Here is a 26,408-nt window from a genome sequence, read left to right on the forward strand (position 1 = left end):
CGGCTCCGGTCATTCTGATATAGGGATCGGAAAGCCGGCACAAAGACAAGCGAAAGGCGAACCCTCGGTTCGCTTCACATTTTCGCCATTTGCTTCTTCGCCAGCTCGATCTTCTGATCGGTGAGCGGGATAGGGATCGTGTAGCCGGCTTCGGTGAAGCCCTGCTTGGCGTTCTCGAAGAATTCGATCGCCTTGAGATATTCCGGCTTGCCCGCGCCATAGCTGGCGCGGTTCCAGTGGACGTCGCCGATATTGTTCTGCTCGAAGGCCCACTGCAGCGGCTGACTTTCGCGCGTAAACACCTTCAGCGCCGCCGTGAACGCCGCTTCGGCGTCGTTGAGATATTTGTCGGTCCGCTGGAGATTGCCGAGATTGAGCAGGCTCATACCGAGGCCATTTTGAGCGTTGGCCCAGTCGACCGGCGCGGCCTCGATGGTGAGTATTTCGAGCGCTGCCCGCCGCGCCGCAATCGAATCCTGCAGCATCTTGGCATCGCCATTGCTCATGCTCAACCAGTGCAGCGTCGAGCCCAGGCCGGCCTGGGCCATTGCCCATTGCCGCGGGTTGGTCTCGCGCTTGTACTCGCGCAACGCATTGCCGTAGGCGTCGACCGCCTCGCTGTAATGCTCGGGCTTGTCGGTGACGCCGCCGAGAAGCTGCAGCGTGTTGCCGAGATTGTAGTAGCTCATCGCCCAGTCCTGCGGGAACTTCCGCCTGACATAGACCTGCCGTGCCGCCTGGAAGGCTGCCGCCGACTGTTCCAGCTTGGCCGCATCACGCGTGCGCTGGCCCAGCGTCTGATAGATCGAGCCGAGATTGTTCTGGGCTGACGCCCAGTCCATCGGGAAGCGCTTGCGGGTAAACACCGTCAGAGCGTCGTCATAGGCAGCAGCAGCTTCTTCGAGCGTAGCCGTGCCCATATCGAAGCGGGCGATACCGCTCAGCGCATTGCCCAGGTTGAGGCGGCTGGTCGCCCAGGACACCGGGAAAGTTTCGCGGGTTCGCACTTCCAGCGCGGCGCGGAAAGCGTCGGCCGCCTCATTGATCTTGGCCTTGTCGTTGAGCTGGATGCCAAGCGTGACCAGCGTGTTGCCGAGATTGTTCTCGATCATCGCCCATTCTACCGGCGTTTTTTCGCGCGTGTACTCCTCGAGCGCGAGCCGGTAGGCGGCTTCGGCCTGCTTCAGATGCTCGCCGGTGGGTTCGCGTTCGGAGAGCGCATAGAGGGCGAGGCCAAGATTGTTCTGCGAAGAGGCCCAGTCCAAAGGCAGCTTGTCGCGCGGGCGCTTCTCCAGCGTGGCGCGCATTGCCGCCACCGCATCGTTCAGGCGCTTGGGGTCGCTTTCGCGTTCGCCGATCTTAAGCAGCACATTGGCCAGGTTGTTCTGCGCAGCGGCCCAGTTGCGATCATCTTTCTCGCGCTCGAAAACGGCAAGCGAACCGCGGAAGATCTGCGCTGCCTCTTCCAGATGCGCGGTCTCGGTTTCGCGTTCGCCGATGGTTTGCAGCACGACCGCCATGTTGTTGCGAGTGATTGCCCAATCGCGGCTCTGTTCGCCATTGGGAATGAAGTTCAAGATGACATGATAGGCCTCGATGGACTGTTGTAGTGCATCGAGGTCGCCGGTGGCGTAGCCATGAGCGTTCAACGCCTCGGCCTCCTGGTTCTTGTAGTTCCAGCGCAGCTTTTCGTCCCACTTCTCGACCAGCGAATACGCCTTGGCATAGTCGTTGGCGGCGGATTTGTAGTCGAAGACCAGCGCGGCGGCGTCGGCGCGTTTGGCATAGATGGCGGCGTCGGCGATGCGCTTTTGCCGGAGCAGGTCCTCGGCCTCGTCGACCGCACCGCTGTTTTCCTCGATCCGGCCGACCGCGTCGTCGAGGAATTTGCGCGCCGTCACCATGGCGCCCTGGCCGATGGCTTTGTCGGCGGATGCGACGAGGCGACTGATCTCGGGATCGTCGGTGCGCAGCGCGGCGCGCTCGGCCATCATCTTCTTCAGACGCTCGGCCTGGCTGTCCAGCACCTTCTGCAGGTCGTTCGGGTCCTCCGGGATCTTTTCCGTGCCGAGCGCCTTGAGCACGCCGTAGAGAGCGTCAAGGGGCACGCCGTCCTGCAGAGAAGCCAACTCCACCTGAGCCCGCTTGGGATCGGGCAGGTCGGAAATGGTCAGCAGCAATTGCCGCCGCTCACCGGTGATCAGCCCGTCGTCGCCGGTCGGTTCCGGCGGCGCGACGCCGAAATAGAGCAGGCGACGCAGGCTCTCGCTGACCCAAGGTCGCTGCTTTGCCTTGGTGTCGAGATAGACCTCCTCGGTGACCATGCGCATTACCGAGCCGAATTCCGTGCCTTTCATCGCGGTGAGGTGGCGCAGCAGGGCGGCGGCGTAGGGGCTGTTTTCGCCGGCTGCGCCATCAAGCGCGGGTCGGCCCGGCTCGGCGGCGAAGCCGACGACGGTTCCCAGGCTGGCATCATCCACTGAGGCATCGGCGAGGGCCTTGGCGCCGCGCACCGGCTCCAGCCCACCGGCGCCGACAGGCTCGGCGGAAGCCGTCGGCCCGCGGCGCACGACCGCGTCCGGCGGAAACGGGTTGGTGCGGCAGGCGTCAAGCAGCACGATCGTCACCGGCACGGTCTTTTTCAGCTCGTCCATGACGGCTGAAATCGGCACCAACGCCTCACCGGCATTTTTCAACGACGAGACGTCGGCATCGACCGGCACCAGATAATTCTCGCCGCCCGCCTCGATGCCGTGGCCGGAATAATAGATGAAGGCGACGTCGGCGCCTTCGGCGTCCTCGACAAACCGATCGAGATCGCGCTTCAGCTTGGCGGCATCGCGATCGGTGACGTTGCGGGCGTCGAAGCCGAGGTCGGTCAGCATCTTGGCCATGTCGCGGGCGTCGTTGGCCGGGTTGGCAAGGGCTGCGATGTGTTCGTATTTCGACTGGCCGATGATCAGCGCCACGCCCTTGAGACTTTTGGTCTCGGCGGCCTGGGCCTCAGATACGCCAAGGCAAAGCAGTATAGCGACGAAACCCGCAAGCCACCCCTGTCTGACCAGCCACACTTGTCTGACCAGCCACTCCCGTCTGAAATGACGCTGTTTCGGCGTCGCAACCATTCGCTGTGTGTCCGCCCTGATGATCCCAAGCCTGTATAGCGCTGCCACCCGACCATGATCAAATTCAGGCGCCGGGCGGATCGAGGAGCGGTTTCTGAAGATCATGGCGATTGCGCTGGAATCCGGGCTCGCCTATCCCTGAAAAATGTCTCCGCTCACCGAAACCGTTCTTTTCGTCTTCAGCCTCGTCGCGCTCGGCTATGTCACCGGGCTCACCGGCTATCTGAAACCGGCCAGCGGGGACGGCATCTCCGAATTCGCCATCAACGTCGCGATGCCGCTGCTGCTGTTTCGGACGATGGTGAATTCGGATTTCCACGGCGTGGCGCCCTGGTCGCTGTGGGGTGCTTATTTCGCGGCGGTTGCAATGACATGGGCCGCCGGCCATCTGGTGACGACACGGATCTTTGGGCGGGACGCGCGCACCGGCATCGTCGGTGGAGTGTCGTCATCCTTCTCGAATGTGGTGTTGCTGGGCATTCCCTTCGTTCTCGGCGTATTCGGGTCCAGCGGATTCGAAGTGCTGTCGCTGCTCGTTTCCGTGCATCTGCCGACCATGATGATGGCTTCGATCATCATGTTCGAGATATTTGGCCGCGGCGTCAGCGAGCCCGTACACCCGCTGCGCATCATCCAGAGCTTTCTGAGAAGACTGTTCACCAATCCGTTGATCATCGGCATCCTGGCCGGGCTGGCATGGCGCCTCACCGGCGCGCCGCTGCCGAACCTTGCCATGCGACTGGCCGATGCGCTGGCTAACACCGCCGGGCCGGTGGCGCTGTTCGCCATGGGGCTCAGCCTGCGCCGTTTCGGCGTTTCCGGTAACATCCGACCGGCGCTGGCGCTGTCGACGCTGAAACTGTTCCTGATGCCGGCGCTGGTGCTCGGCCTGGTCTGGCTGTTTGGCCTGCCGCCCTTGACGGCCAAAGTTGCGGTCGTGGTGGCGGCGCTGCCGTCCGGCATCAATTCCTATCTCATCGCCGTGCAGTTCAACACCGGCCAGGCGCTGGCGTCGAACCAGATGACCATCGCCACGGCAAGCGCGGTTGTTACAACCGCCTTTTGGCTGACGGTGGTGGTGCATGTCTTTGGGTAGGCTTGGTCTTCTGTAAGGCTGGTCTTTGGCAAGGCTGGTCTTTGACAAGGCTGCGGCCCAAACTAATTTACATGTGAATTTTCTCTGGCGTTGGGCTGGCCCAAAGCCTATATGCCATCTTGCAATTGCTTGCCGGGCTTGCCCTAGGTAAAGAGCATTGGCTTCAGCGTGTCGGCTCCGCCGCCATTGTGCACGCTCGTTCAAGAGATCCAGGAAACCGGCCCGTCAGTGCGCCGAACGGAGGCTAGACCATGCTGCAGAAAACCAGCCATTTCATGCGCCAGGCCAATCTCATCAACGGCGAATGGGTGCAGGCCGACAGCGGCCAGACGGTCGACGTCAACAACCCGGCCACCGGTCTCAAGATCGGCACCGTGCCGAAGTCGGGCAAGGCGGAAACCCGCCGCGCCATCGAAGCCGCAAGCGAAGCCTTCAAGACCTGGCGCAAGACGACCGCGCTTGAGCGCTCGAAGCTGTTGCGCAAGCTGCATGACGCGATGATGGACAATCAGGATGTGCTGGCCGAACTGCTCACCATCGAGCAGGGCAAGTCGCTCGCCGAATCCAAGGGCGAGATCGGTTCGGCCGCCGCCTATATCATGTGGTTTGCCGAGGAAGGCCGCCGCACCTATGGCGATGTCGTGCCATCGCCATGGGGCGATCGCCGCATCCTGGTGACCAAGGAGCCGGTCGGCGTCATTGCCGCCATCACGCCGTGGAATTTCCCCTCCTCAATGCTTGCCCGCAAGCTTGGCCCCGCGCTTGCCGCCGGCTGCACCGCCGTGGTCAAGCCGGCCTCGCAGACGCCGTATTCCGGCCTTGCATGGGGCGCGCTCGCCGAGGAAGTCGGCTTCCCCAAGGGCGTCATCAACATCCTGACGGGTGCTGCCGGCGAAATCGGCGACGAGATCTGCGCCAATCCGCTGGTGTCGAAGATCACCTTCACCGGCTCGACCGAGATCGGCAAGCTGCTGATTCAGAAGTCGTCCGTCACCGTCAAGAAGGTCTCGATGGAACTCGGCGGCAATGCGCCGTTCGTGGTCTTCGACGATGCCGACCTCGATCGCGCCGTCGCCGGCGCCATCACCGCCAAATACCGCAATTCAGGCCAGACCTGCGTGTGCACCAACCGCTTCCTGGTGCAGGCCGGCATCTACGACAAGTTTGTCGAGAAGCTGGCCGCTGCCAGCAATGCGCTGAAGGTTGGCTCGGGCCTGGAAGAGGGCGTGCAGCAGGGACCGCTGATCGACGTGAAGGCGGTCGAGAAGGTAGAGGAATTCATCGCCGACGCCACGTCGAAGGGCGGCAAGGTCGTTGCCGGCGGCAAGCGCCACGCGCTTGGCGGCTCATTCTTCCAGCCGACCGTCATCGCCGATGCGAAGCCTGACATGCGCTTCATGAAGGAAGAGATTTTTGGCCCGATCGCCCCGGTGTTCAAGTTCGAGACCGAGGAGGAAGCCATTGCACTCGCCAACGACACCGAGTTCGGCCTGGCCGCCTATTTCTATACCGGCGATCTCGGCCGCGCCTTCCGGGTCATGGAAGGCCTGAAATACGGCATGGTCGGCGTCAATGAAGGCCTGATCACCACGCCGGAAGCGCCGTTCGGCGGCGTCAAGGAATCGGGCCTCGGCAAGGAAGGCGGACACCAGGGCATCGAGGATTACCTCGACACCAAATATGTCTGCATCGGGGGTCTCGGCCTCTAAATCATTGACGGGGGCAGGCCGCGCGCCTGCCCTTGCCAGACGACATTCAGCCGGACTGGAGCGGTTCAGCGTTTCACGGAAACGCCGAACCGCTCCAGTTCTTTGTTTTTTGCAATTCCGGACGGAAAACCGTTTCACACTTTTCCTGGAATTGCTCTAAGTCGATAGATCGACGAATTAGCATTTGGACATAGCGATGAAGGACGGCGAAGTCTTCGGCACGACGCAGGCAGGCGAACCCGTTCGCCGTTTCACCATCCGGGGCGGCGGCGTCAGCGCCAACATCATCGGGCTCGGCGCAATCATCCAGGATCTGCGGCTCGCCGGGCACGACGCGCCGCTGGTGCTGGGCTACGACCGCTTCGAGCCTTACGAGACCGACCGGGCCTTCTTCGGCGCGGTCGTCGGCCGCTATGCCAACCGCATCCGCGACGGCCGCTTCACCATTGCCGGCCAGCGCTACCAGACCGAGCGCAATTTCCTCGGCAAGCACACGCTGCATGGCGGCTCGGAGGGCTTCTTCCACCGGCCGTGGACGGTTTCGCTGCACGGCCGGGATTTTGTCACCCTGACCCTGCACGATCCCGAGGGCACGATGGGCTTTCCCGGCGCGCTCGACGTCACCTGCACCTACCGGCTGAAGATTCCCGGCACGCTCTCGATGGAGCTGACCGCCACCTGCGAGGAGCCGACGCTGTGCAATCTGGCGCAGCATTCCTATTTCAATCTCGACGATGGCGGCGCCGGTGACATTCTCGACCACCGGCTGATGCTGAATGCCGGCGCCTATACGCCGGTCGATGGCGAGATGATCCCGACCGGCGTCGTCAAACCTGTCGACGGCACGCCCTTCGACTTCCGCCAGGCGCGGCCGCTGCGCATGGAAACGGAAGGCGAGCAGCTTCCCTACGACGTTAATTTCTGCCTGGCGTCAGCCCGGGGCCCGCTTCACCAGGTGGCGTGGGCGCAAGGCGCCAATTCCGGCGTCGAGATGGAGGTCTGGACCACAGAGCCCGGCCTGCAGCTTTACACCGGCCAGTATGTCGCGCCAACCTCAGGCGGCCTGGACGGACGGCGCTACAAGGCGTTTTCCGGCTTTTGCCTGGAAGCGCAGACCTGGCCCGACGCGCCCAACCGGCCCTATTTCCCACAGGCCACGCTGTGGCCGGGCCAGATCTATCATCAGGTGACGGAATATCGTTTCAGGCTTCCCTAAGGTCTTAGCCCTCGAAAGCGGTTCTTAGAACCTCGAACGGCGCCAGCGCGCCTCGCACCTGCACGACAGCGGCGGCGACGCGATGCGCGCGCTGCACGGCATCCGCCGGGGCATGGCCGGCCAGCCGGGCGGCGAGATAGCCGCCATTAAAGGAATCGCCGGCGCCGGTGGTGTCGACCGGGGTGGCGACATGCTGGGCCGGAACCGGCTGCAGGGCTCCGCCAGTGGCGATCAGCGCGGGTTCCTCGCCATTCTTGACGACGACTTCGCCGACCAGTTTTCCGAACCGCTCGGCGGTCGCTTGCGGTGCCGAGTCGCCAAACAGCATCTGCTCGTCGGGAAAGGTCGGCAGCGCGATGTCGGCGACGGCAAGCGCGTCGAGGATCGCGGCTTGCGCCTCCTCGCGGCTCTGCCACAGGCGCGGCCGGTAGTTGGGGTCGAAAGCGACGAGCGAACCAGCAGCCCGCGCCTTGGCCACTTCTGCCAGCAACGTCTTGCGCGCGGCGGCATCCAGAATTGCCAAAGTGATTCCGGAAAAATACACAAGCGCCTGGTTTTCAAGGCTTTTTGCCAAGACGGCCGGGTCCGAGGCAAGCCGCCTGGCCGCCGCGTCGCTGCGCCAATAGGTGAAGGCGCGTTCGGCGCCGGTCAAGGTGATGGCGTAGAGGCCGGGCCGCGCGCCTGGGATGACCGGGCTGGCGCCGATGCCGATGCCGTTTTCGGCGAAGAACGAAATCTGGCCCTGCGAGAAGGGATCGTCGCCGAAGGCGGAGACATAGGTCGCCGGCCGCTCGCCGCTCAGCGCATGCAGCGCCCACAACGTGTTGAACGTGTCGCCGGCAAAGCCCATGCGCCAGTTCGGCCCGGCCTGGCCGGACAGCTCGAGCATGCATTCACCGATCGAAGCGACGCCGTCTGCTGCCATGTATCTGTCTCCGGATCAGTTCGCTGCTGTAGCTTTTTGCGGCCGGCAGCGCCATGCTTGGCGGCGGCGGTTTTTTGCGCCAGAAGCGTTTTCCCACAGAAGCGGCGGGACGCGAATTGCTTCCCGAGACGTTATGCCCAGAAGAGGAACCGGTTTGGCATCGATATGGCGTTATCTTCTTGCGGGCGTTGGTCTGGCCGCCTTGCTGGCTGGCATATTGGCGATCGTCTATCTGACCGCGCCGCAGTCGGCGCCGGGCCCGGATATTTCGCGCTCGAAGAAGACGGCGAACGGCTTGTTTGTCGCCAGCATTCAGCCGGAACGCGGCGTTATCCGGCAAGGCGAACTGCAATCCTGGTTGCTGACCCTGAAGACGGTCAAGGGCGATTCCGTGGAAGGTGCGGCGATCTCGGTGTCCGGCGGCATGCCGCAGCACAATCACGGCTTGCCGACCAGTCCGCAGGCGACCGACTATCTTGGCGAGGGGCGCTACCGGATCGAGGGGCTGAAATTCACCATGAGCGGCGTGTGGCAGTTGCGGTTCGCCATTTCGGCGGCGGCCGGTTCCGACACGGTCGTCTTCAACGTGGTGCTGTGAGCGGATGAACCGCCTGTTGCGCCTTCTGGCATTGGCGGCGGTCTTGCTCGTTGCCGGCTGCGGCAAACCGGATTTTTCCGATGCCGAGAAGAAGACCATCGCTTCGCTGGCGCTGAACACCTTGCCGGCGCTCAAACCCGACACCACCAACCGGTTCGCCGACGTGCCGGCCGCCGCCGCCTTGGGCTCCACTCTGTTCTTCGACCAGGGCATGAGCCGTGACGGTAACGTATCCTGCTCGACCTGCCACAAGATCGACCGGCAATTCCAGGATGACCTGCCGCAATCCGTCGGCGTCGGCCGAACCAACAGGCGCTCGATGCCGCTGGCCGGCGTTGCCCGCAATCCGTGGTTCTTCTGGGATGGACGGCGCGACAGCCTGTGGGCGCAGGCGCTGACGCCGCTGGAAAACCCGCTTGAGCAGGCGGGGAACCGCGCGGCCTTCGCGCATTACATCCAGAAGCGCTTTGGTGCGCGCTACGAGCGCATCTTCGGGCCACTGCCGGATCTTTCCGCCGTGCCGGCCAACGCCAGCCCGCTCGGCAACGAGGCCGAGCAGGCGGCATGGAAGGCAATGACCGCGGCCCAAATGGACGACGTCAACCGCGTCTTTTCCAACATCGGCAAGGCGATCGCCGCCTTCGAACGGTCGGTCGAACCGGCACAGACGCGCTTTGACCGCTTTGCCATTGATCTTGCGTCAGGCGCCAAGCCGAAAGCCGACGATGCCTTTTCGCCGGAGGAGATGCTCGGGCTGAAACTGTTCATCGGCAAGGCCAATTGCGTCACCTGCCATAACGGCCCGCGCTTCACCGACAACGCTTTCCACAACACCGGCGTGCCGCCGGTCAGGGATTTGCCATTGGATCGCGGCCGTTTCGATGCGGTGGCCCAGGTTCAGGCCGACCCATTCAACTGCTTCGGCGCCTTTCGCGATGGCGACGCCGGCGCCTGCGGCGAGCTGCGCTTCATCGTCAAGGCAGCACCCGAACTGATGCGTGCCTACAAGACGCCGTCGCTCAGGGGCGCGGCGACACGGCCGCCCTATATGCATGCCGGACAGTTCTCCACGCTGGAGGAGGTGGTGGCGCACTATGCGAAGGCGGAGGCGAGCGTCGAGGGCACCTCCGAGGTCCACCCGCTGCAGCTGTCGGACCGCGAACGCGCGGCGCTGGTGGCGTTTTTGAAGACGCTGTCGGAGTGAGCTAGCGATCCTTCACCGTCTCCATGGCCACGAAGGTCGAGGTCTGCGCAACATGCGGCAGTGCCGAGATGCGCTCGCCAAGCACGCGGCGATAGGCGGCGATGTCGGTGGTACGGACTTTCAGGAGATAATCGAAGCTCGACGCCATCATGTGGCACTGCTCGATCTCCGGCACGGCCTGCACCGCACGGTTGAAAGCATCGAGCGCGGCCGAGCGCGTGTCCGACAGTTTGACCTGGACGAAGGCGACATGGCCTTCGCCCATGCGCTCGCGATCGATGATCGCCTGATAGCCCCTGATATAGCCGTCCTTCTCCAGGCGCTTCACCCGCGCCTGCACCGGCGTCTTCGACAGGCCGACCTTGCCGGCCAGTTCCGACATGGACAGCCGCCCGTCGCGCGCCAGCGCCGACAGGATGTTTCTGTCGATGCGGTCCAATTGGTCTTCTGTCACGGATATCACAGCCCATCTGATAACAATTGAGCCGCAATGATAGATCATCCGGACTGCCATGTCGATTTCTTTGGACCGACCGAAAATGCGGCTCTGTGCTAGCTTGCGCCATTCGGTCCGGCGACCGCCGGCCCGCTCCCAGATGCTTGCTCCGCAGGACCGCCATGCCGCTCGACACCATCCGCCAGCAGATCCGCGCCAACTACCTGCCCGACGAAGACGCGGCTGTGAAGCGCTTGGCTGCCGCGACAGAACTTTCGGCCGATGACCGCAAAGCCGTCTCGGCCCGTGCCGCGGATCTGGTGCGCGCGGTGCGCGGCTCGTCCGACCCGCGGCTGATGGAGGTTTTTCTCTCGGCCTACGGCCTCTCCACCAAGGAAGGCGTGGCGCTGATGTGCCTGGCCGAGGCACTGCTGCGCGTGCCCGACACCGAGACCATGGACGACCTGATCGCCGACAAGATCGCACCGCATGACTGGTCGGCGCATTCGGGCGGTTCGAGCTCGATCTTCGTCAACGCCTCGACCTGGGCGCTGATGCTGACCGGCCGTGTGCTCGACGAAGGCGAGGGCGGCATTGAAGGCACGCTGCGCTCGATGGTTCGCCGACTGGGCGAACCGGTGATCCGCAAGGCGGTCGCCGCCGCCATGCGCGAAATGGGCGAGCAGTTCGTGCTCGGCCGCACCATTGCGGAAGCCGTCAAGCGCGGCAAGTCGATGATCCAGAAAGGTTATCTCTATTCCTTCGACATGCTGGGCGAGGCGGCCCGCACCGAGGCCGACGCGCTGCGCTACCTCAAGGCCTATGCCGATGCGATCTCCTCGCTCGATTCAGGCTCCAACGGTCCCGATATCCGCCAGAACCACGGCATCTCGGTCAAACTGTCGGCGCTGCATCCGCGCTATGAAGAGGCACAGAAGGAAAAGATGCTGCCGGTGATGGCCGAGCGGCTGCTGTCGCTGGCGCTGGCCGCACGCCATTCGCGCATGGGCCTCAACATCGACGCCGAGGAGGCCGACCGGCTCGACCTGTCGCTCGATGTGATCGAGCGTGTGTTGTCCGAGCCGGAGCTTGCCGGCTGGAATGGCTTTGGCGTCGTCGTCCAGGCCTACGGCCCGCGCGCGGCCTTCACCGTCGACTGGCTCTATGCGCTGGCGGAAAAGTACGACCGCAACATCATGGTGCGGCTGGTCAAGGGCGCCTATTGGGACACCGAGATCAAGCGGGCACAGACGCTCGGGCTTTCCGGCTACCCCGTCTTCACCCGCAAGGCCAACACCGATGTTTCCTACATGGCCTGCGCCAAAAAGTTGCTGTCGATGACCGACCGCATCTATCCGCAATTCGCCACGCACAATGCCCATACCGTCGCCGCCATCCTGTCGATGGCTGACAACCGTGACGCTTTCGAATTCCAGCGCCTGCACGGCATGGGCGAAGCGCTGCATGAGACGGTGCGCCGGGCCGAAGGCACGCGCTGCCGCATCTATGCGCCGGTCGGCGCGCACTCCGACCTCTTGGCCTATCTGGTTCGCCGCCTGCTGGAGAATGGCGCCAACTCCTCCTTCGTCCATCAGCTCACCGACGAGGACGTCGAGCCGGAGGATATTGCGCGCGATCCGCTCGAGACGGTCGAGAGCCAGGGCCCCGCCGCCAATCCGGCAATCGCTCGTCCTGCGACGATCTTCGGCGCTGGTCGGCGCAACTCGAAGGGGTTCGACATCACCGATCCGGTGACGCTGGCGGCGATCGACAAGGCCAAGGCGGCCTTTGCCGGGCCCGAGCGCTGGCATGCCAAGCCGATCACGCGCGCCGCCGGCTACGGCAAGCAGCGCCCGGTGGTCAATCCGACAAAGCCTGCCGAGATCGTCGGCACGGTCGCCGAAGCCGCTGCCAAGCAGGTCGCGACCGCGGTGCGCTTTGCTGTGGAAGCGCAGCCGGCCTGGGCGAAGCGTCCCGTTGCCGAGCGCGCCGCCATCCTCAACCGCGCCGCCGACCTCTATGAGGCCAATGCGGTCGAGTTTTTCGCGCTGGCTACAAGGGAAGCCGGCAAGTCGCTGGCCGACGGCGTGGCTGAAGTGCGCGAAGCCGTCGACTTCCTGCGCTACTACGCTGCCGAAGCGGCCAACAACGAAGCGGGCACCGAGGCGCGCGGCGCGATCGTGTGCATTTCGCCGTGGAATTTCCCGCTCGCCATCTTCACCGGCCAGATCGCGGCAGCGCTCGTCACCGGCAATTCGGTCATCGCCAAGCCAGCCGAACAGACGCCGCTGATCGCCTTCCGCGCCGTCGAGCTGCTGCGCGAGGCCGGCGTTCCGGAAGATGTCATCCAGCTTCTGCCGGGCGACGGTCCGGCGGTCGGCGGACCGCTAACTGCGGATCCGCGCATTGCCGGCGTCTGCTTCACCGGCTCGACCGAGGTTGCAAAGCTGATCGAGAAGCAACTGGCCGAGACGGCTGCGCCGGACGCCATGTGGATCGCCGAGACCGGCGGTCTCAATGCCATGATCGTCGATTCCACAGCACTGCCCGAACAGGCGGTGCGCGACATACTGGCATCGGCTTTCCAGAGTGCAGGCCAGCGCTGTTCGGCGCTTCGCGTGCTCTACGTGCAAAAGGATGTCGAGAAGAAGATGCTGGAGATGCTGAAGGGCGCCATGGAAGCGCTCACCATCGGCGATCCCTGGCAGATTTCGACCGATGTCGGGCCGGTCATCGATGACGAGGCGCAGGAATCGATCCGCGAGTATTGCACCAAAATGGGGCTGCAGGGCCGGCTGATCGCCAAGCTCGAAGCACCCAAAGATGGCCGCTTCGTTGCGCCGCATGTGTTCCGGGTCAAAGGCATCGAGGAGATGGAGCGCGAAGTGTTCGGTCCGGTGCTGCATGTCGCCAGCTTCGACGCCGACGGGATCGACGCCGTCATCGCCGCCATCAACCGCAAAGGCTATGGCCTGACCTTCGGCCTGCACACCCGTATCGAAGGCCGCGTCCAGCATTTCGTCGACGGCATCCATGCCGGCAACATCTATGTCAACCGCAACCAGATCGGCGCCGTCGTCGGCTCGCAGCCCTTTGGCGGCGAGGGGCTTTCGGGCACCGGGCCGAAGGCCGGCGGGCCGCATTATCTCCGGCGGTTCCGCAAGGGGCCGGAGGCGGGCACGGAGATTGCCGAGGGCCACAAGGTGACGGCGACCGAACTGGCCGACAATCTGCCCGATCCGACGCTTGGCGGCTGGTCGACGAGGCCGGACCGCATCGCCATTTTGAGAAAACATCTGCGCGGCAAGGGCGCTGCAGCCATCGGCGCTGCAGCCGCCATCGATTTCGGCCAGGTCGACCTGCCCGGACCGACCGGCGAGGCCAACACGCTGTCGCTGTCGCCGCGTGGCCGGGTGCTGTGCCTCGGTCCGGACGCCGACACGCTGCTTGCCCAGACGATCCAGGCGCTGGCCGCCGGCAATGCGGTGCTGGCCGTGGCGCCGGGCGCGCCGGCAGCACTGTCGGCGCTGACCGGCAAGGGGTTGCCGCTGGCGGCCATAGACGGTCGGCCAGACCCAGTCGAAGCGCGTTCGCTGCGCGTCGATGTCGTCGCCTTCTCGGGCAGGCCCGAGGCGGCCCGTATCGTGCGCAAGGTCATTGCCGACCGCAGCGGGCCGATCGTGCCGCTGGTCAGCGAGGTGCTCAACCCGGCGGCCTATGCGCATGAACGCGCTGTCTGCGTCGACACCACGGCTGCCGGCGGCAATGCCAGCCTGCTCGCGGCGGCCTAGGGGACTTTTCGCGGCTCGCTTGCCTGCAACGAGTTGCAAGGATATGCGCAAGGGACAGACAGCAACTCGAGCGGGCAGCTGAACAGATGGGAGACACGGCCGGACCGTTTGAGCTGCCGCGCGTGGCGGTGGTCATCACCTGCTTCAACTATCGGCCGTACGTCGAACAGGCGATCCGCTCGGTGCTTGCGCAGACCTACCGGAATTGGGAATGCGTCATTGTCGACGATGCCTCGACGGACGGCTCGGCCGGCTTTGTCCGCCAGCTTCTTAGGGATATAGACGACCCGCGCCTGCGCCTGCTGGCACGCGAGGAGAATGGCGGGCAGATCGCAGGATTCCGCGACGGCTTTGCCGCAACCGACGCGCCTTTCGTCGCGTTTCTGGATTCCGATGACGTGTGGCTGCCGGATTTTCTCCTGGCGCATCTGTCCGCCCACCTCAACACGACGCATTCGGCCGCTCTGTCGAGTTCCGATGTGTTCCTTGTCGATGGCGGCGGCACCTTGCTGGGCGGCACCTTCCTTGCCTTGCGCAAACCGCGGTCCGGACCGGATCGCAGTGGCGTCGCCATCGCGCCCGGTGGCCGGCTTGCCGGCATGGCGCCCGGGATCGCCTATGCATCGGAGCATCCGGTAACCTATTTCGCACCTGCGGTGACGGGCTGGCTGTGGTCGCCATGCTCGGCGATCATGTACCGGCGTGGCGCGCTGGAACCGGTATTGTCCTTCCCGTTCAAGGCCAAGGTCGGGACCGATTATCTGACGGCGACACTCGCGCATCAGGCCGGCGGTAGCCTCATCCTGTCAGAAGGTCTCGGCCTCTATCGCCTGCATGGCTCCAACCTGTCCACCGGAACTACCTTTGCCGGCGGCAATGTGCGGCAAACGCCTGCATACAGGAGCTACAGGAGCGTGTTGGCGGCGGATGCCGCAGACTATTTGCTGGCGAATTCTGCCTGGCTCAGCGATCTCAACGGGCGCAATTTCATAGCTGCATTCCTGACGCAGCATGTGCGCCAGTTCCCGGAGCTGGCCGGTGATCCGCGGTTGGCGCGCTACCTGACACGCGGACAGCCCTGGCGGCGGCTGCGCCTGCACATTGCCCAGTGGCTTCGGCGACTGGCAGGCCGGAATTCAACCGGAACCTGACGGCATCTGCCCGTCGTCAGATCTCGTCGACGGGTGAAATCTCAATCAGGCGCCTTCGACGACCGAAAAGCCTTCGAACTGCGGATGGCCGAGATAGTGCACCTTCGACGTGCCGGCGTTGCGGTGGGCGGCGCGAAAATTCTCGGATTTGGTCCAGGCGACGAAATCCTCATGGCTTGCCCACACCGTGTGCGAGGCAAACAGCGTGTAACCCTCGGCCTCGTTGACCGGGCCGCGCAGCAAGTGGAATTCCCTGAAGCCTTTCATCTCCGAGAGGCTCGAATCGCGGTTCTTCCAGACATCCTCGAAAGCGGTCTCCGAGCCGTTCTGGACCTTGAAGCGGTTCATGGCGATGTACATTGGGCTTCCTCTTGAATTGATGGACGATTTGGCGAAGGTCTGCGAGCTGGTTAAAACGGACCGATCCGCGCCCTGAACACCCAACTTGATAATCCGGTCTCGGGTGGAATGGGCGGGAACGGGGCTTGCTGGCGCACCAGTTTCAAAGCGAATTGGTCTAGTTCGGCAGACCCTGAACTTTCGACAAGCTGCAAGTCGCTGACGCTGCCGTCAGCCATGACGACGAAATAGACCCTGGCATTGTTGCGAGCCTTGGCTTGAATTTCCTTCGAAACGCGCCGGTTAGCGCGGGCAAGCTTCTTTTGAATTTCACCGCCGTAACGAGATTCCATCGCATTGCCAGCCGCGTCCTGGTTTTTACCCTTGCTGGCAACCGCCGGTGCGTCGCGTTCTTCGCCATCTGCCGCACCGCGGGTATCTCCAGATCCGGCTGGAGGGGTCGGCCGCGGGCTCGGGACTGGTGGTTTGGCAGCAGGCAAATCAACGGCGGGCTCGTCGGCGGGCGGTGCCTCTGAACTTTGCGTTTGAACCCCTGGCGGAGTCGACGTCTCAGCGCTTGGGGCGACAGTTTGATCATTCGGGATGGCGGCCGTCAGTGTATCTGGCGCGGCGGTCGCCTGTTCGGCGGCTTCCGGCGCAGGCTTGGGCGCCGCCGGCTCCTTTACCGGTTGAGGCGCCTCGGTCGGCGGCACGGGTCGAACGGCCTCGGGCTTGGCCGGCCGCGGATCGGTTACCAGGGTAACATCGACCGCGTCGGGAGCCTGGCTGTCCAAGGCGCTGCCGACCACCTCGGCGCCCGATTGCTCGGTGCCTTCGGATTGTATCGCGTTACTGGAATCGAATGTCCCTGCGGGTCCGATGAAGAACGCCGCTGCGGCAGCGGCATGGAGCAGGCAGGACGCGACGATCGCCACAGTCCATTTGCGGTCCGCGGCTGCCGGCTGTGCGAGCTCGTCCATCGTAATCGCCGGTTCGTTGCCGGCGTCGGGGAGGGGGGTGATGTCCTGCATGGTTCGCGGCGAGACCTGCCGCGAGCGGGGTGGGATTGTCAAATCAAGATCGGTTGCCGGCCATGACGGCGGAGCTGCGACGGGTCGTGTCGCATTGTCGTGCAGGAAGGCGGGATGCAGGCCCACCTCAGACGCCGAATGCGATACCGGTCTTGGTCTGCGTCTTCAGGCCGCGCATGCAGGCGCCCGGTTTGACGCCGGCGCATTCGGTGGCGCTGTTGATCAGCACGCGGCTGAGTTTGGTGCACTCGGTGCCGGCGAGGTCGAAGCGGATCACCTTGGTCTTGCCGGTCGGCAGGTCCTTGAAGTCGAGCACGCTCAGGCGGTCGACAATGCCGGCCTCGTTGAACAGCGCGATTTCGAATGCCGCCTTGGAAAGATCGGCGCCGAGCGCATTGTTGACCACGAAGGTCAGCCGGCAACCCTTGTCCGAGGGCTGCACGGCATTGAGCTCGAGGCTGAGTTGCGGAGCCGGCGCGGACTGAGCCCACGCCGGCATCAAGCCAAGCGACATCGCCAGCGTCGAGGTCAGGAGGCGAAGCGATGCCGTCAAACTTGTCATCGGTGTCAGCCTCCAAAGCGCATGGTTGCGGCCAGCTTCAGCGTGATGCCGGGTTCATAGATGACGGCGGTGGTGCCGCCGTTCAGCGGGTTGGTGTATTTGACGTCGAACAAATTGTCGGCGCGGAAGTCCACCTTCAGATTGTCGGTGGCCTGGTAACTGGCGAAGGCGTTGACCAGAGTATAATCCTTGGCCACGGGGTTGCCCTTCGGCTTGCCGTTGTACTGCACCTCGCCGCCGACGGTCAGCTTGTCCTGAAGGAAGCGGAAGCCGAGCTGCCCGGTGACCTGGGAGGACGGGATGGTGGCAAGGTCGGCCCGCTCGCCTTCATCGGAGATGGTGTGGCCGTTGATGATCGAGGCTGAGAGGCCAGCATAGCCCCAGCCGGCATCGTAGACGCTTTCCAGTTCGAAGCCGTTGATCTTGGCCTGGGCGACGTTCTGGTACTGGAAGCAGATCGGGATGCCGGGGCCGAACGGGCAACCGCTGGTCGGGTCGAGTGCCGACAACGTGACGCCTTCGATGTAGTCGTCGACATCGTTGTGGAAGTAGCCGGCCTTGAGCCGGAACGCGTCGCCGGCCTCGATAAGGTCGTTCAGCTTGTAGTTGACGCCGAATTCAGTGGTCTTGCCGGTTTCTGGCCGCAGGTTCGGATTGGGCAGGAACGGGAAGGTGACGCCCGCCGGATGGTTGCCGCTGATCAGCGTTTCGGTCAGCGACGGCGAGCGGTAGCCTTCCGCGTAGGTGCCATAGAACTGCAGGCCCGCCAGGCTGGCGCTTTCGAAGGGCGTGACACCAACGGTGATGCGCGGCGACAGACGATCACCTGACGTTTCGTGGGTGCTGTCTTCGAGGCTGTAATTGTCGTAACGCAGCCCGGCAATGACCTCGAGCCAGTCCCAGGTGAGCTTGTCCTGGATGTAGGCGCCCGAAACACTACGCTTGCCCGATGGGGTGTAGAAGCTGTCGCCGCCGGCGGTGCCGCCGGTCTCGACATCGTCACCCACCCAGTCGCCGCCATAGGTCAATTCGTGCGCAACACCGGCTGTTTCGAAGCGCGACGTGTTCCAGATGTCGACGCCGGCCGTGCCAACGTCGAAGGTCGAGGTCGAACCGACGGGCAGCAGCACGGGAAGGCCGGTCGACGGATCGAAGCGGTTCTGCGGGACCAGCGTGGTGAGGTCGAGATTGGTCTTGTTGTAGGAGGCGTTGATGTGGAGATCGAGCCAGCTCCTGGCGTCGTCAGTGATGTTGTAGCGGGCGGTGAAGGTGTTCGACTTCAGGTCGACGTCGTTGGCCGGCACGCCGCCGCTGGTTTCCGTCCAGCCGTCGCTCGAGCCGACCCAGCCGAGCTTCAATTCGCTGTTCTCGCTCGGGCGGATTCTGGTCTTGAGCAGGCCGCTCAGCACGTCGAAACCGGTACCGGCGACGGTGTCGCCGCTGCCATTCTTGTAGTCGCCGTAGTCGCGGTAGACGATGTTGCCCAGCACATCCAAATCGTCGTTGAATTTGTAGGCGCCGCTGGCGCTGGCGGTCCAGCCCTTGCCGTTGCTTTCATAGCGCCCGGTGACGGAGCCGGCCCAGGTTTCGCCCGGTCTGAGGAAATCCACCGCATCCTTGGTGTCGAAGAAGACGACGCCGCCAATGGCGCCGGAGCCGTAGGTGTTGGCGGTCGGTCCGCGAATGACGTCAACGGATTTGATGAGCTCGGGATCGACATAGAAGGTCGACTGCGTGCCGTGGTCGGAGCGCTGGAAATTCTGCCTGGCGCCGTCGACGATGACGGCGACGCGACCGAAATCCTGCAGGCCGCGGATGTTGATGCTGGAGCTGACGCGTCGCGCATCGGCCTGCACGGCGACACCAGGCACACCGAGCAGCATTTCGTTCGGCGTCGTCGCCATGCGGCGGTCGAGCTGTTCCTGGTCGACATGGCTGGCCGAGGCCAGCGATTCGATTGCCGTCTCGCCGGTGCGGGTGATGACGAGGATCTTGTCCAGCAGCGTCGCGCCGGCGGGCGCCGGCTTGGTGTCTTCGGTTTTCCTGGTCTGGTCGGCCTGGTCAGCGGCCGGCTGAGCAGCCTGCTGAGCGCTGGCCGGCGATGTCAGCAGCGCGATCGTCGCTGCCCCCGCAAGCAAGGCCACCTTTGCCATAGACCGATGCACCGGACCGGTGCTCGCCAGACCCAGTCGTCCACAATTTCCCAAGCCCATGCCCCAACTCCAAAATTCCAGGTTCGATGCTGGCTGGCTTGGTGCTCGCTGGCATTTTTCATTGTGTCCGGCGTCTTAAATGTTGACTCATTTGGTCCGGTATTGCACTGACTAATAAACATGATTATTCGAGTCAAGAATTAATCGACATTTTTGCAACGCCTAGCCAGTTGCCCGGCACAGGAAAGGGATCGAAAGAGATGAACACCCACAATCCCAACGACTTCCGTTACCGCGTCCGCCGTTCCGAGGAGACGCCGACCCGCTTCGACCGGGTGCCGCTGGCGGTGCGGACGCTGTCCTCCAACACGCTGTTCCAGGGCGAGCACGAGATCGGCATCGAGCACCATGGCGCGCTCTATCGGCTGAAGATCACCCGCCAGGGCAAGCTCATCCTCAACAAGTGACGAAACGACCAAACACGGCAGACAGGTAAGCAGGACATGGACCAGCGCGCAAAACCCGCCCCGCATGAAATCCGGCGGGCGCGGGCAGACAATCCGAAAGCGCGCGAGCGCGATCTTGCCGCCGAGCTCGGTATTTCCGAGGCCGAGCTGGTGGCCGCGCATTGCGGCGACGGCGTCGTGCGCGTCGAGCCCAGGGTCAACGATCTTCTGACCGGCCTCGACGCCGTCGGCGAAGTGATGGCGCTGACCCGCAACGAAAGCGCGGTGCACGAGAAGATCGGCGTCTACGACAAGGTTGTCACAGGCACGCACAACGCCATGGTGCTGGGCGAAAACATCGACCTGCGCATTTTTCCCAAAGTCTGGGCGCATGGCTTTGCCGTGGAAAAGCGCGACGGCGGCGATATCCGCCGCAGCCTGCAATTCTTCGACGCGGCCGGCGATGCGGTGCACAAGGTGCATCTGCGGCCGGCTTCCAATCTCTATGCCTACCAGAAGCTCGTGGCCGCACTCGAATCGCCGAACCAGGAGGCGACCGTGTCTATCGCAGGCCTGGCCGACGACGACGCGGAGACGTCGGGCATTGCCGCAGACATCGATGATCTGCGCGACCGCTGGAGCCGGCTGACCGACGTGCATCAGTTCTTTGGCATGTTGAAAACGCTGAAGCTCACCCGCCGCCAGGCCGTGCGCATGGTCGGCCAGGACTATGCCTGGCTGCTCGACAATGACGCCATCGGCGCCATGTTCCACCATGCCGCCGCCGACGGCATGCCGATCATGTGTTTTGTCGGAAACCGAGGCTGCATCCAGATCCATTCCGGTCCCGTCAAGTCGATCAGGCCGATGGGGCCGTGGATCAACGTGATGGACGAGACGTTCCACCTGCATCTGCGCACCGACCACATCCAGGAGGTGTGGGCGGTGCGCAAACCGACCAAGGACGGTCATGTCACCTCGCTCGAAGCCTATGGCGCCGACGGCAAGATGATCATCCAGTTCTTCGGCAAGCGCCATGAAGGCGAGGGCGAGCGCGACGACTGGCGGTTCCTTGCCGAGAACCTGCCGCGCATTCCAAGCCCGACCGCAGCCTGAGGAAACGACGATGATTTCACTGTTCAGGATGCTTGCCGCGGCCATGGGCCTGTCGCTGTTTATTGCCGCCCCAGTGCCGGCCAGCGAGAACGTGGCCGTGTTTGCCGACACGTCGCGGATCGTGGCGATCGGCGGTTCGATCACCGAGATCGTCTACGCGCTTGGCGAGGAAGGTCATCTCGTCGCCCGCGATTCGACCAGCCGCTACCCCGCCGCCGCGGTCGCGCTGCCCGACGTCGGCTATATGCGCCAGCTGTCGCCGGAAGGCGTGTTGTCGGTCAATCCTTCGGGCATTCTGGCGCTGCATGGCAGTGGGCCGAAGGAAGCGGTCGATGTGCTGAAAAAGTCGAGCGTTCCGTTCATCGACGTGCCCGAGCATTACAGCCATGACGGCATCCTGGAAAAGATCCGCATCGTCGGCAAGGCGCTAGGCGTCGACGCCAAGGCCGAGACGCTGGTGGCTGAGACCGACGCCAAGCTGAAGGCGGCCGAAAGACAGACGCAGTCGATCAAGCAGCGCAAGCGCATCCTGTTCGTGCTGTCGATCCAGGGCGGCAAGATCCTGGCCGCCGGCACCGACACCGCCGGTGATGGCATCATCAAGCTCGCCGGTGCGGTCAACGCCGTCGAAGGTTTTTCCGGCTACAAGCAGATGTCCGACGAGGCCATCGTAACCGCCAGGCCGGACGTGATCCTGGCCATGAAGAATGCCGGACCGCCGATTGCGGAGGCCGAGCTGTTTGCCATCCCGTCGATCACCTCGACGCCGGCCGGTGAAGGCCGCAAACTGACCCTGATGGATGGCAGCTATCTCCTCGGCTTCGGGCCGCGCACGGCCGATGCCATCCACCATCTGGCCGCCTCGCTCTATGGCAGCCAGGTCACGGACTGAGCCGATGGTGGATCAGTCGATCGCCGGCGCGGCGGGCAAGGTGGCCGAGGGCGATCGTTCCGGGCGCGCTCGCCTGGTTATTGTGCTCCTGTGTGTGGCGCTTGCCCTTTCGATGTTCCTGTCGCTGAGGTCGGGCGCTTCCGATGCATCGGCCGTTGGTGTCATTCGTGACTGGCTGACCGGCACCATGCCGGACGACGCCGCGCTTGGTGCCCGCGACCGGCTGATCGTCTACGATATCCGCATGCCGCGCGTACTGCTCGGTGTGCTCATCGGGGCGGCGCTGGCCGTATCGGGCGCGGTCATGCAGGGCCTGTTTCGCAATCCGCTCGCCGATCCCGGCCTGATCGGCGTTTCAGCCGGTTCCAGCCTCGGCGCCGTCGCCGTCATTGTGCTCGGCACAACATGGCTGGCGCCGCTCACTTTGGCACTCGGCAGTTTGGCCTTGCCGTTGGCCGCCTTTTGCGGTGGCCTTGCGGTGACGCTGGTGCTCTACCGTGTCGCCACGCGGCAGGGGCGCACATCGGTCGCCACCATGCTGCTTGCCGGCATTGCGCTCGCAGCCCTTGCCATGGCGCTGACCGGTATCCTGATTTTCATGGCCGACGACCGGCAGTTGCGCGACCTGACCTTCTGGCAGCTGGGCTCGCTTGGCGGCGCGACCTGGCCGAAGATCGCTTCCGTCGGGCCGATCATCGTGCTGGCGCTTGCGGCAATGCCGTTCCTGGCCAAAGGCCTCAACGCCCTGGCGCTCGGCGAGGCGACGGCCGGACATCTCGGCATCCCGGTACAGCGGCTGAAACACACCGCGATCGTCGGCGTCTCGGCAGCGGTCGGCGCCTCTGTCGCAGTCAGCGGAGGCATCGGTTTTGTCGGCATCGTCGTGCCGCATCTCTTGCGGCTGCTGATCGGTCCGGACAATCGCTATCTCTTGCCGGCATCGGCGCTGCTCGGCGCCTCGATGCTGCTTCTTGCCGACGCAGTTGCCCGCGTCATCGTGGCGCCGGCCGAATTGCCAATCGGCATCGTCACGGCGATCGCCGGCGCGCCGTTCTTCCTCTGGATCCTGCTGCGCAAGCGCGGCGTAATCGACTTGTGAGGCGGCATGATCGAAGCACGCGATGTCTCAGTGGCGATGGGCGGCAAACGCATCGTCGCTAATGTCGATTTTGTCGCACGGCCGGGCGAGATCGCCGCCATCGTCGGACCGAACGGCTCGGGCAAGACGACTTTCTTGAAGGCGTTGTCGGGCGATCTGGCGTTTACGGGGACAGTGGCCGTCAACGGGCGCGACCTCTCCGCGATGAGGCCGGTGGAGGCCGCGACCGTGCGTGCCGTGCTGCCGCAGGCGACGACCCTGTCCTTTCCCTTTACCGTGCACGAAGTGGTCAGGCTCGGCCTTATCGGCGGCCGTTCCGGCGTTCTGCCGGGCGAAGATGATCGTCTGCCCGAGCGGGCGCTGGCGCGGGTCGACCTCGACGGCTTTGCCGGCCGCTTCTATCAGGAGCTTTCGGGCGGCGAACAACAGCGTGTGCAGCTGGCGCGCGTGCTGTGCCAGGTCTGGGCGCCGGTGCTGGACGGCAAGCCGCGCTATCTTTATCTCGACGAGCCGGTTTCCAGCCTCGATATCAAGCACCAGCTGATCATCATGAACATCGCCCGCGATTTCGCCCGGCGCGGCGGCGGTGTGATCGCCATCCTGCACGACCTCAATCTGACGGCCATGTATGCCGACCGGATTTTCGTCATGCATCGCGGTCGGCTCGCCGCCGACGGTTCACCGCAGGAGGTGCTGAGCGACGATCTGATCGAAAAGGTGTTCGATTGTCGGCTAAGGGTCGGTGTGTTGCCGGCGGCGAACATGCCGTTTGTGCTGCCGCAGTCAGCCGCCTAAAGCGCATCGCGTTTGAACGGACTCAGGCGACGCGCTTTAGGTCATTGTCTTTATGCATGTCGTTGTCTCAAAACCGGGGCCAATTTTGAGCGACATGCACTAGAAAACTCAGGCGGCCGGTGCTCGCTGGACCAGCATGTCGATGCCGAGCAAATGACGCACATTCGGGCGCGCCGCCACCATATCGGCGATAGTGTAGCGGGAGAGTACGGCAAAGAAGGCGTTGAGCGCCTCGCGCAGCGCCGAATTCAGCTGGCAGCTGTCGACCAGCGGGCATTCGGCGGCGTCGTTCTCGAAGCATTCGGCCATGGCAAAGCTCTCTTCGGTCACCCGTACGACGTCGAACAGGCTGATCTGCTCGGCGGGGCGGCCGATCCTCACGCCGCCATTCCTGCCGCGTACTGTCTCGACCAGGCCATGCTCGACCAGCGGCTGCAGGATCTTGAACAGGAAAAGCTCCGACACCGAATAGGCGGCCGCAATCTCGGGGATGCGGCTCAGGCGATCGTTGTTGGCGGCGCAATACATCAGGATGCGCATGGCGTAGTTGGTCTGGCGCGTCAGCCGCATTTCATTCCTCACCCGAGTGCTGGCGCGTTGGAACTGCACCAGATTTTAGATTGTGCTGGTGCGGCTTTCTCACCCGGAGTTTCGGATTCGCCCACACTGGCCTGATCGGAATATGGCCTATACCTTGGAACAATTCCAGACTGGGATTGCATGATAGATGAACATTCTTGTCAACTTTGCGTGCGAAACCGGCAATTCCCGGACGAAATCGGCCCATCCGATCATGCTACGGGCCCAAACACCCCCTAAATAGCCCATGCCAGATAGCCAAGAGATCGATGAGGAGCGGCGTATCATGTCCCAATCGGCTTCGTCCCTGGCGCCTGGCGGTTTTGATGCCGAGACGGGCGCCAAGCTTTTCGCGTTGCGGCGGACAAAGTTCCTCGCCACGGCTGCGCTGGTGCTTTGCGTCGTGGTTTTTGCCGTGGCCAAATCGTCCGAGGCCAAGTATCCGTGGCTGGGCTTCGTGGCGGCCTTCGCCGAGGCGGCGACCATTGGCGGCCTGGCCGACTGGTACGCGGTGGTGGCGCTGTTCAAGCGGCCGCTGGGCCTGCCGATCCCGCACACCGCCATCATCCCAGCGAACCAGAACCGCATCGCCGATAATCTGGGCCGCTTCATCGAGGTCAATTTTCTGGCGCCCGGGCCGGTGCGGGAAAAGCTGGCCGAGGTCGATTTTGCAGCACTCGTCGCCGACTGGCTGACTGACGCCGAACGCTCTGCCGGCCTGTCGCGCTTCGTCGTACGGCTGGTCCCGCAGACGCTTGCGGCGATCGAGCAATCCGGCCTGCGGAGCTTCGTCACCAGCCGCATGCTGGAGCAGATCGACAAGGTGCCGCTGGCGCCGCTCGCGGCCGAATTGCTGTCGGCACTGACCGACGACCGCCGCCACCAGAAACTCTTCGACGAATTCACCAGGGTGATCGGCCGGTTCCTGAACGATGAAGAGGCGCTGGCGACCATGCGCGAGAAAATCCGCGAGGAATTGCCGTCGCTGTTCAACCTGTTCAGAGCCGACGCCTATCTGCTGAAAAAGATCGTCGCTTCCGCCGGTTCGCTGCTTGACGAGGTGCGGGCCGATCCCGACCATCCGATGCGCGCCGAATTCGACCGTTTCGCGCACAGCTTCATCGAGCGGCTCAGAACCTCGAAGCAATACGCCAAACGGGCCGAGAAGCTGAAGCGCGATTTCCTGGCGCGGCCGGAAGTGAAGTCGCTCGCCGGCGACATGTGGCAGAGCCTCAGCGTGTTCATCGAACAGGACGCCAAGGCGGAGAATTCGATTGTTCGCGCGCATCTCGCCAACATGTTCGTCGAGGTCGGCCGCCATCTCTCAGGCGATCCGCAGATCAGGGCCGACATGAACCAGGGCTTTGTCGTGGCGCTGTCGTCGTTCGTGGAGAGCCAGAAGAGCGGTGTGTCGACGTTCATCGCCGATCAGGTCAAGCGCTGGGACCTTGCCCAGCTGACGAGGCTGATCGAGATGAACATCGGCAGGGACCTGCAATATATCCGCTTCAATGGCATGATTATTGGCGGCCTGGCCGGTCTCGTGCTCTACACGGCGGAGAGGCTGTTTCTCGCTGGCTGATGCTGCATTTGCCGCTGAATTGCTTGGGCGTCCGAATGGACACACGGCGCGCGAGTGCTATTGTCCAGAACAGGGTTCAGCATTTGCGGCACTGGGGAGCACGAGCAATGGCCAAACAACCCGACTCCGATTCGTTCCTTGACATGTTCAGCCGGTTCGGCCGTGACCTGAAGGTGCCGAATGTCGAGGCGATCCTCGCGCATCATCGCAAGAACCTCGAGGCCCTGGAAAGATCGACGCGGGCGGGAGCTGCCGGCGCGACCTCATTGTTGTCCAGACAGCGCGAGATGCTGCAGGACACGCTGCGTGAAGTCAGCGACATGGCGCAGAGCTACAAGGCGCCGGGCAATCCCCAGGAACTGATGACAAAACAGGCGGAGTTCGCCAGGAAATCCTTCGAAGCCGCCCTGAAAAATGCCGGCGAAGTGGCCGAGTTGGTCAAGAAATCCGGCACCGAATCGGTCGAAATCCTGCGCAGCCGCATCAAGGAAGCGATGGAGGAAATCCGCTCGGGCTATGAGAAGAAGTGACTCTCAACGCAACCATCTCGAGAGGAGTGGACC

At 63.7% G+C, this 26,408-nt stretch carries 22 protein-coding genes; 14 read left to right on the plus strand and 8 right to left on the minus strand.

What is annotated here, in order from left to right; translation table 11 throughout:
- Window positions 1-74: 74 nt before the first annotated feature.
- Window positions 75-3,125 (minus strand): caspase family protein, encoded by a 3,051-nt coding sequence (locus tag NKI32_RS05810; RefSeq protein ID WP_352757966.1) that lies wholly within the window; start codon window positions 3,123-3,125, stop codon window positions 75-77.
- A gap of 145 nt (window positions 3,126-3,270) precedes the next feature.
- On the opposite strand from NKI32_RS05810, the gene NKI32_RS05815 reads away from it, so the two are divergent.
- The 3 genes from NKI32_RS05815 to NKI32_RS05825 all read left to right on the plus strand — a co-directional run bounded on the left by NKI32_RS05815 (window position 3,271) and on the right by NKI32_RS05825 (window position 7,146).
- Window positions 3,271-4,221 (plus strand): AEC family transporter, encoded by a 951-nt coding sequence (locus tag NKI32_RS05815; protein WP_353002203.1) that lies wholly within the window; start codon window positions 3,271-3,273, stop codon window positions 4,219-4,221.
- Window positions 4,222-4,472: 251 nt separating this feature from the next.
- Window positions 4,473-5,930: an NAD-dependent succinate-semialdehyde dehydrogenase gene (locus NKI32_RS05820; RefSeq protein WP_023753404.1), complete on the plus strand. Its 1,458-nt coding sequence runs from the start codon at window positions 4,473-4,475 to the stop codon at window positions 5,928-5,930.
- A 190-nt stretch (window positions 5,931-6,120) separates the two neighbouring features.
- Window positions 6,121-7,146 (plus strand): aldose epimerase family protein, encoded by a 1,026-nt coding sequence (locus NKI32_RS05825; protein WP_023681740.1) that lies wholly within the window; start codon window positions 6,121-6,123, stop codon window positions 7,144-7,146.
- Window positions 7,147-7,150: 4 nt separating this feature from the next.
- Here the strand turns inward: NKI32_RS05825 and NKI32_RS05830 are convergent, their stop codons facing one another.
- Window positions 7,151-8,071: a sugar kinase gene (locus NKI32_RS05830; RefSeq protein ID WP_353002205.1), complete on the minus strand. Its 921-nt coding sequence runs from the start codon at window positions 8,069-8,071 to the stop codon at window positions 7,151-7,153.
- A gap of 154 nt (window positions 8,072-8,225) precedes the next feature.
- Between NKI32_RS05830 and NKI32_RS05835 the strand changes: the two genes are divergently transcribed.
- A complete protein-coding gene (locus NKI32_RS05835; RefSeq protein WP_023688156.1) occupies window positions 8,226-8,669 on the plus strand; it encodes a FixH family protein in 444 nt (147 codons plus the stop codon).
- Between the two features lie 4 nt (window positions 8,670-8,673).
- A complete protein-coding gene (locus NKI32_RS05840; RefSeq protein WP_353002207.1) occupies window positions 8,674-9,873 on the plus strand; it encodes a cytochrome-c peroxidase in 1,200 nt (399 codons plus the stop codon).
- 1 nt (window position 9,874) lies between these two features.
- Here NKI32_RS05840 and NKI32_RS05845 read toward each other — a convergent pair whose 3' ends face one another.
- Window positions 9,875-10,327, minus strand: a complete 453-nt coding sequence (locus NKI32_RS05845; RefSeq protein WP_023681737.1) for an Lrp/AsnC family transcriptional regulator — start codon at window positions 10,325-10,327, stop codon at window positions 9,875-9,877.
- A 164-nt stretch (window positions 10,328-10,491) separates the two neighbouring features.
- Here NKI32_RS05845 and putA point away from each other — a divergent pair, with 164 nt between their 5' ends.
- Window positions 10,492-14,100, plus strand: a complete 3,609-nt coding sequence (gene putA / locus NKI32_RS05850; RefSeq protein ID WP_353002210.1) for a bifunctional proline dehydrogenase/L-glutamate gamma-semialdehyde dehydrogenase PutA — start codon at window positions 10,492-10,494, stop codon at window positions 14,098-14,100.
- Between the two features lie 86 nt (window positions 14,101-14,186).
- Window positions 14,187-15,251 carry a glycosyltransferase gene (locus NKI32_RS05855; protein ID WP_353002212.1) on the plus strand — a complete coding sequence of 355 codons (1,065 nt, stop codon included), beginning with the start codon at window positions 14,187-14,189 and terminating at the stop codon, window positions 15,249-15,251.
- 45 nt (window positions 15,252-15,296) lie between these two features.
- On the opposite strand, the gene hmuQ is transcribed toward NKI32_RS05855, so the two are convergent.
- From hmuQ to NKI32_RS05875, 4 genes are all read right to left on the minus strand, one after another.
- Window positions 15,297-15,611: a heme-degrading protein HmuQ gene (gene hmuQ / locus NKI32_RS05860; protein WP_023706053.1), complete on the minus strand. Its 315-nt coding sequence runs from the start codon at window positions 15,609-15,611 to the stop codon at window positions 15,297-15,299.
- A 50-nt stretch (window positions 15,612-15,661) separates the two neighbouring features.
- Window positions 15,662-16,621: an energy transducer TonB family protein gene (locus NKI32_RS05865; RefSeq protein ID WP_023706052.1), complete on the minus strand. Its 960-nt coding sequence runs from the start codon at window positions 16,619-16,621 to the stop codon at window positions 15,662-15,664.
- A gap of 127 nt (window positions 16,622-16,748) precedes the next feature.
- Window positions 16,749-17,183 carry a hypothetical protein gene (locus NKI32_RS05870; protein WP_353002214.1) on the minus strand — a complete coding sequence of 145 codons (435 nt, stop codon included), beginning with the start codon at window positions 17,181-17,183 and terminating at the stop codon, window positions 16,749-16,751.
- Window positions 17,184-17,188: 5 nt separating this feature from the next.
- Window positions 17,189-19,336: a TonB-dependent hemoglobin/transferrin/lactoferrin family receptor gene (locus NKI32_RS05875; RefSeq protein WP_353002216.1), complete on the minus strand. Its 2,148-nt coding sequence runs from the start codon at window positions 19,334-19,336 to the stop codon at window positions 17,189-17,191.
- 260 nt (window positions 19,337-19,596) lie between these two features.
- Between NKI32_RS05875 and hemP the strand changes: the two genes are divergently transcribed.
- Genes hemP through NKI32_RS05900 form a run of 5 tightly spaced genes read left to right on the plus strand, consistent with a single transcriptional unit; the run spans window position 19,597 to window position 23,684 of the window.
- Complete coding sequence (gene hemP, locus NKI32_RS05880; protein ID WP_023673860.1) at window positions 19,597-19,803, plus strand: hemin uptake protein HemP; 207 nt, start codon at window positions 19,597-19,599, stop codon at window positions 19,801-19,803.
- 36 nt (window positions 19,804-19,839) lie between these two features.
- Window positions 19,840-20,898, plus strand: a complete 1,059-nt coding sequence (locus tag NKI32_RS05885; RefSeq protein WP_352740570.1) for a hemin-degrading factor — start codon at window positions 19,840-19,842, stop codon at window positions 20,896-20,898.
- 10 nt (window positions 20,899-20,908) lie between these two features.
- Entirely contained in the window at window positions 20,909-21,790 is an 882-nt protein-coding gene (locus NKI32_RS05890) for a heme/hemin ABC transporter substrate-binding protein (RefSeq protein WP_353002218.1), read from the plus strand.
- Window positions 21,791-21,794: 4 nt separating this feature from the next.
- Window positions 21,795-22,889 (plus strand): FecCD family ABC transporter permease, encoded by a 1,095-nt coding sequence (locus NKI32_RS05895; RefSeq protein ID WP_353002219.1) that lies wholly within the window; start codon window positions 21,795-21,797, stop codon window positions 22,887-22,889.
- 6 nt (window positions 22,890-22,895) lie between these two features.
- Window positions 22,896-23,684: a heme ABC transporter ATP-binding protein gene (locus NKI32_RS05900; RefSeq protein ID WP_352445950.1), complete on the plus strand. Its 789-nt coding sequence runs from the start codon at window positions 22,896-22,898 to the stop codon at window positions 23,682-23,684.
- A gap of 108 nt (window positions 23,685-23,792) precedes the next feature.
- Here NKI32_RS05900 and rirA read toward each other — a convergent pair whose 3' ends face one another.
- Complete coding sequence (rirA, locus tag NKI32_RS05905) at window positions 23,793-24,254, minus strand: iron-responsive transcriptional regulator RirA (protein ID WP_023672640.1); 462 nt, start codon at window positions 24,252-24,254, stop codon at window positions 23,793-23,795.
- 295 nt (window positions 24,255-24,549) lie between these two features.
- Between rirA and NKI32_RS05910 the strand changes: the two genes are divergently transcribed.
- Together NKI32_RS05910 and NKI32_RS05915 are read left to right on the plus strand one after the other, a co-directional pair.
- A complete protein-coding gene (locus tag NKI32_RS05910) occupies window positions 24,550-25,845 on the plus strand; it encodes a DUF445 domain-containing protein (protein ID WP_353002221.1) in 1,296 nt (431 codons plus the stop codon).
- A gap of 107 nt (window positions 25,846-25,952) precedes the next feature.
- A complete protein-coding gene (locus NKI32_RS05915; RefSeq protein ID WP_353002223.1) occupies window positions 25,953-26,375 on the plus strand; it encodes a phasin family protein in 423 nt (140 codons plus the stop codon).
- Window positions 26,376-26,408: the final 33 nt, after the last annotated feature.

This window comes from Mesorhizobium sp. M0761, from assembly GCF_040320205.1.
In the GTDB taxonomy this organism is placed as follows: domain Bacteria; phylum Pseudomonadota; class Alphaproteobacteria; order Rhizobiales; family Rhizobiaceae; genus Mesorhizobium.

Excerpts from the sequence above, each read along its gene's own strand:
- NKI32_RS05870 (WP_353002214.1), bottom strand. The coding sequence starts at position 17,183 with ATGACAAGTTTGACGGCATCGCTTCGCCTCCTGACCTCGACGCTGGCG.
- NKI32_RS05855 (WP_353002212.1), top strand. The coding sequence starts at position 14,187 with ATGGGAGACACGGCCGGACCGTTTGAGCTGCCGCGCGTGGCGGTGGTC.
- NKI32_RS05910 (WP_353002221.1), top strand. The coding sequence starts at position 24,550 with ATGTCCCAATCGGCTTCGTCCCTGGCGCCTGGCGGTTTTGATGCCGAG.
- NKI32_RS05810 (WP_352757966.1), bottom strand. The coding sequence starts at position 3,125 with ATGGTTGCGACGCCGAAACAGCGTCATTTCAGACGGGAGTGGCTGGTC.
- NKI32_RS05875 (WP_353002216.1), bottom strand. The coding sequence starts at position 19,336 with ATGGCAAAGGTGGCCTTGCTTGCGGGGGCAGCGACGATCGCGCTGCTG.
- NKI32_RS05900 (WP_352445950.1), top strand. The coding sequence starts at position 22,896 with ATGATCGAAGCACGCGATGTCTCAGTGGCGATGGGCGGCAAACGCATC.
- NKI32_RS05840 (WP_353002207.1), top strand. The coding sequence starts at position 8,674 with ATGAACCGCCTGTTGCGCCTTCTGGCATTGGCGGCGGTCTTGCTCGTT.
- putA (WP_353002210.1), top strand. The coding sequence starts at position 10,492 with ATGCCGCTCGACACCATCCGCCAGCAGATCCGCGCCAACTACCTGCCC.
- NKI32_RS05830 (WP_353002205.1), bottom strand. The coding sequence starts at position 8,071 with ATGGCAGCAGACGGCGTCGCTTCGATCGGTGAATGCATGCTCGAGCTG.
- NKI32_RS05890 (WP_353002218.1), top strand. The coding sequence starts at position 20,909 with ATGATTTCACTGTTCAGGATGCTTGCCGCGGCCATGGGCCTGTCGCTG.
- rirA (WP_023672640.1), bottom strand. The coding sequence starts at position 24,254 with ATGCGGCTGACGCGCCAGACCAACTACGCCATGCGCATCCTGATGTAT.
- NKI32_RS05915 (WP_353002223.1), top strand. The coding sequence starts at position 25,953 with ATGGCCAAACAACCCGACTCCGATTCGTTCCTTGACATGTTCAGCCGG.
- NKI32_RS05895 (WP_353002219.1), top strand. The coding sequence starts at position 21,795 with ATGGTGGATCAGTCGATCGCCGGCGCGGCGGGCAAGGTGGCCGAGGGC.
- NKI32_RS05820 (WP_023753404.1), top strand. The coding sequence starts at position 4,473 with ATGCTGCAGAAAACCAGCCATTTCATGCGCCAGGCCAATCTCATCAAC.
- hmuQ (WP_023706053.1), bottom strand. The coding sequence starts at position 15,611 with ATGTACATCGCCATGAACCGCTTCAAGGTCCAGAACGGCTCGGAGACC.
- NKI32_RS05865 (WP_023706052.1), bottom strand. The coding sequence starts at position 16,621 with ATGCAGGACATCACCCCCCTCCCCGACGCCGGCAACGAACCGGCGATT.
- hemP (WP_023673860.1), top strand. The coding sequence starts at position 19,597 with ATGAACACCCACAATCCCAACGACTTCCGTTACCGCGTCCGCCGTTCC.
- NKI32_RS05815 (WP_353002203.1), top strand. The coding sequence starts at position 3,271 with ATGTCTCCGCTCACCGAAACCGTTCTTTTCGTCTTCAGCCTCGTCGCG.
- NKI32_RS05885 (WP_352740570.1), top strand. The coding sequence starts at position 19,840 with ATGGACCAGCGCGCAAAACCCGCCCCGCATGAAATCCGGCGGGCGCGG.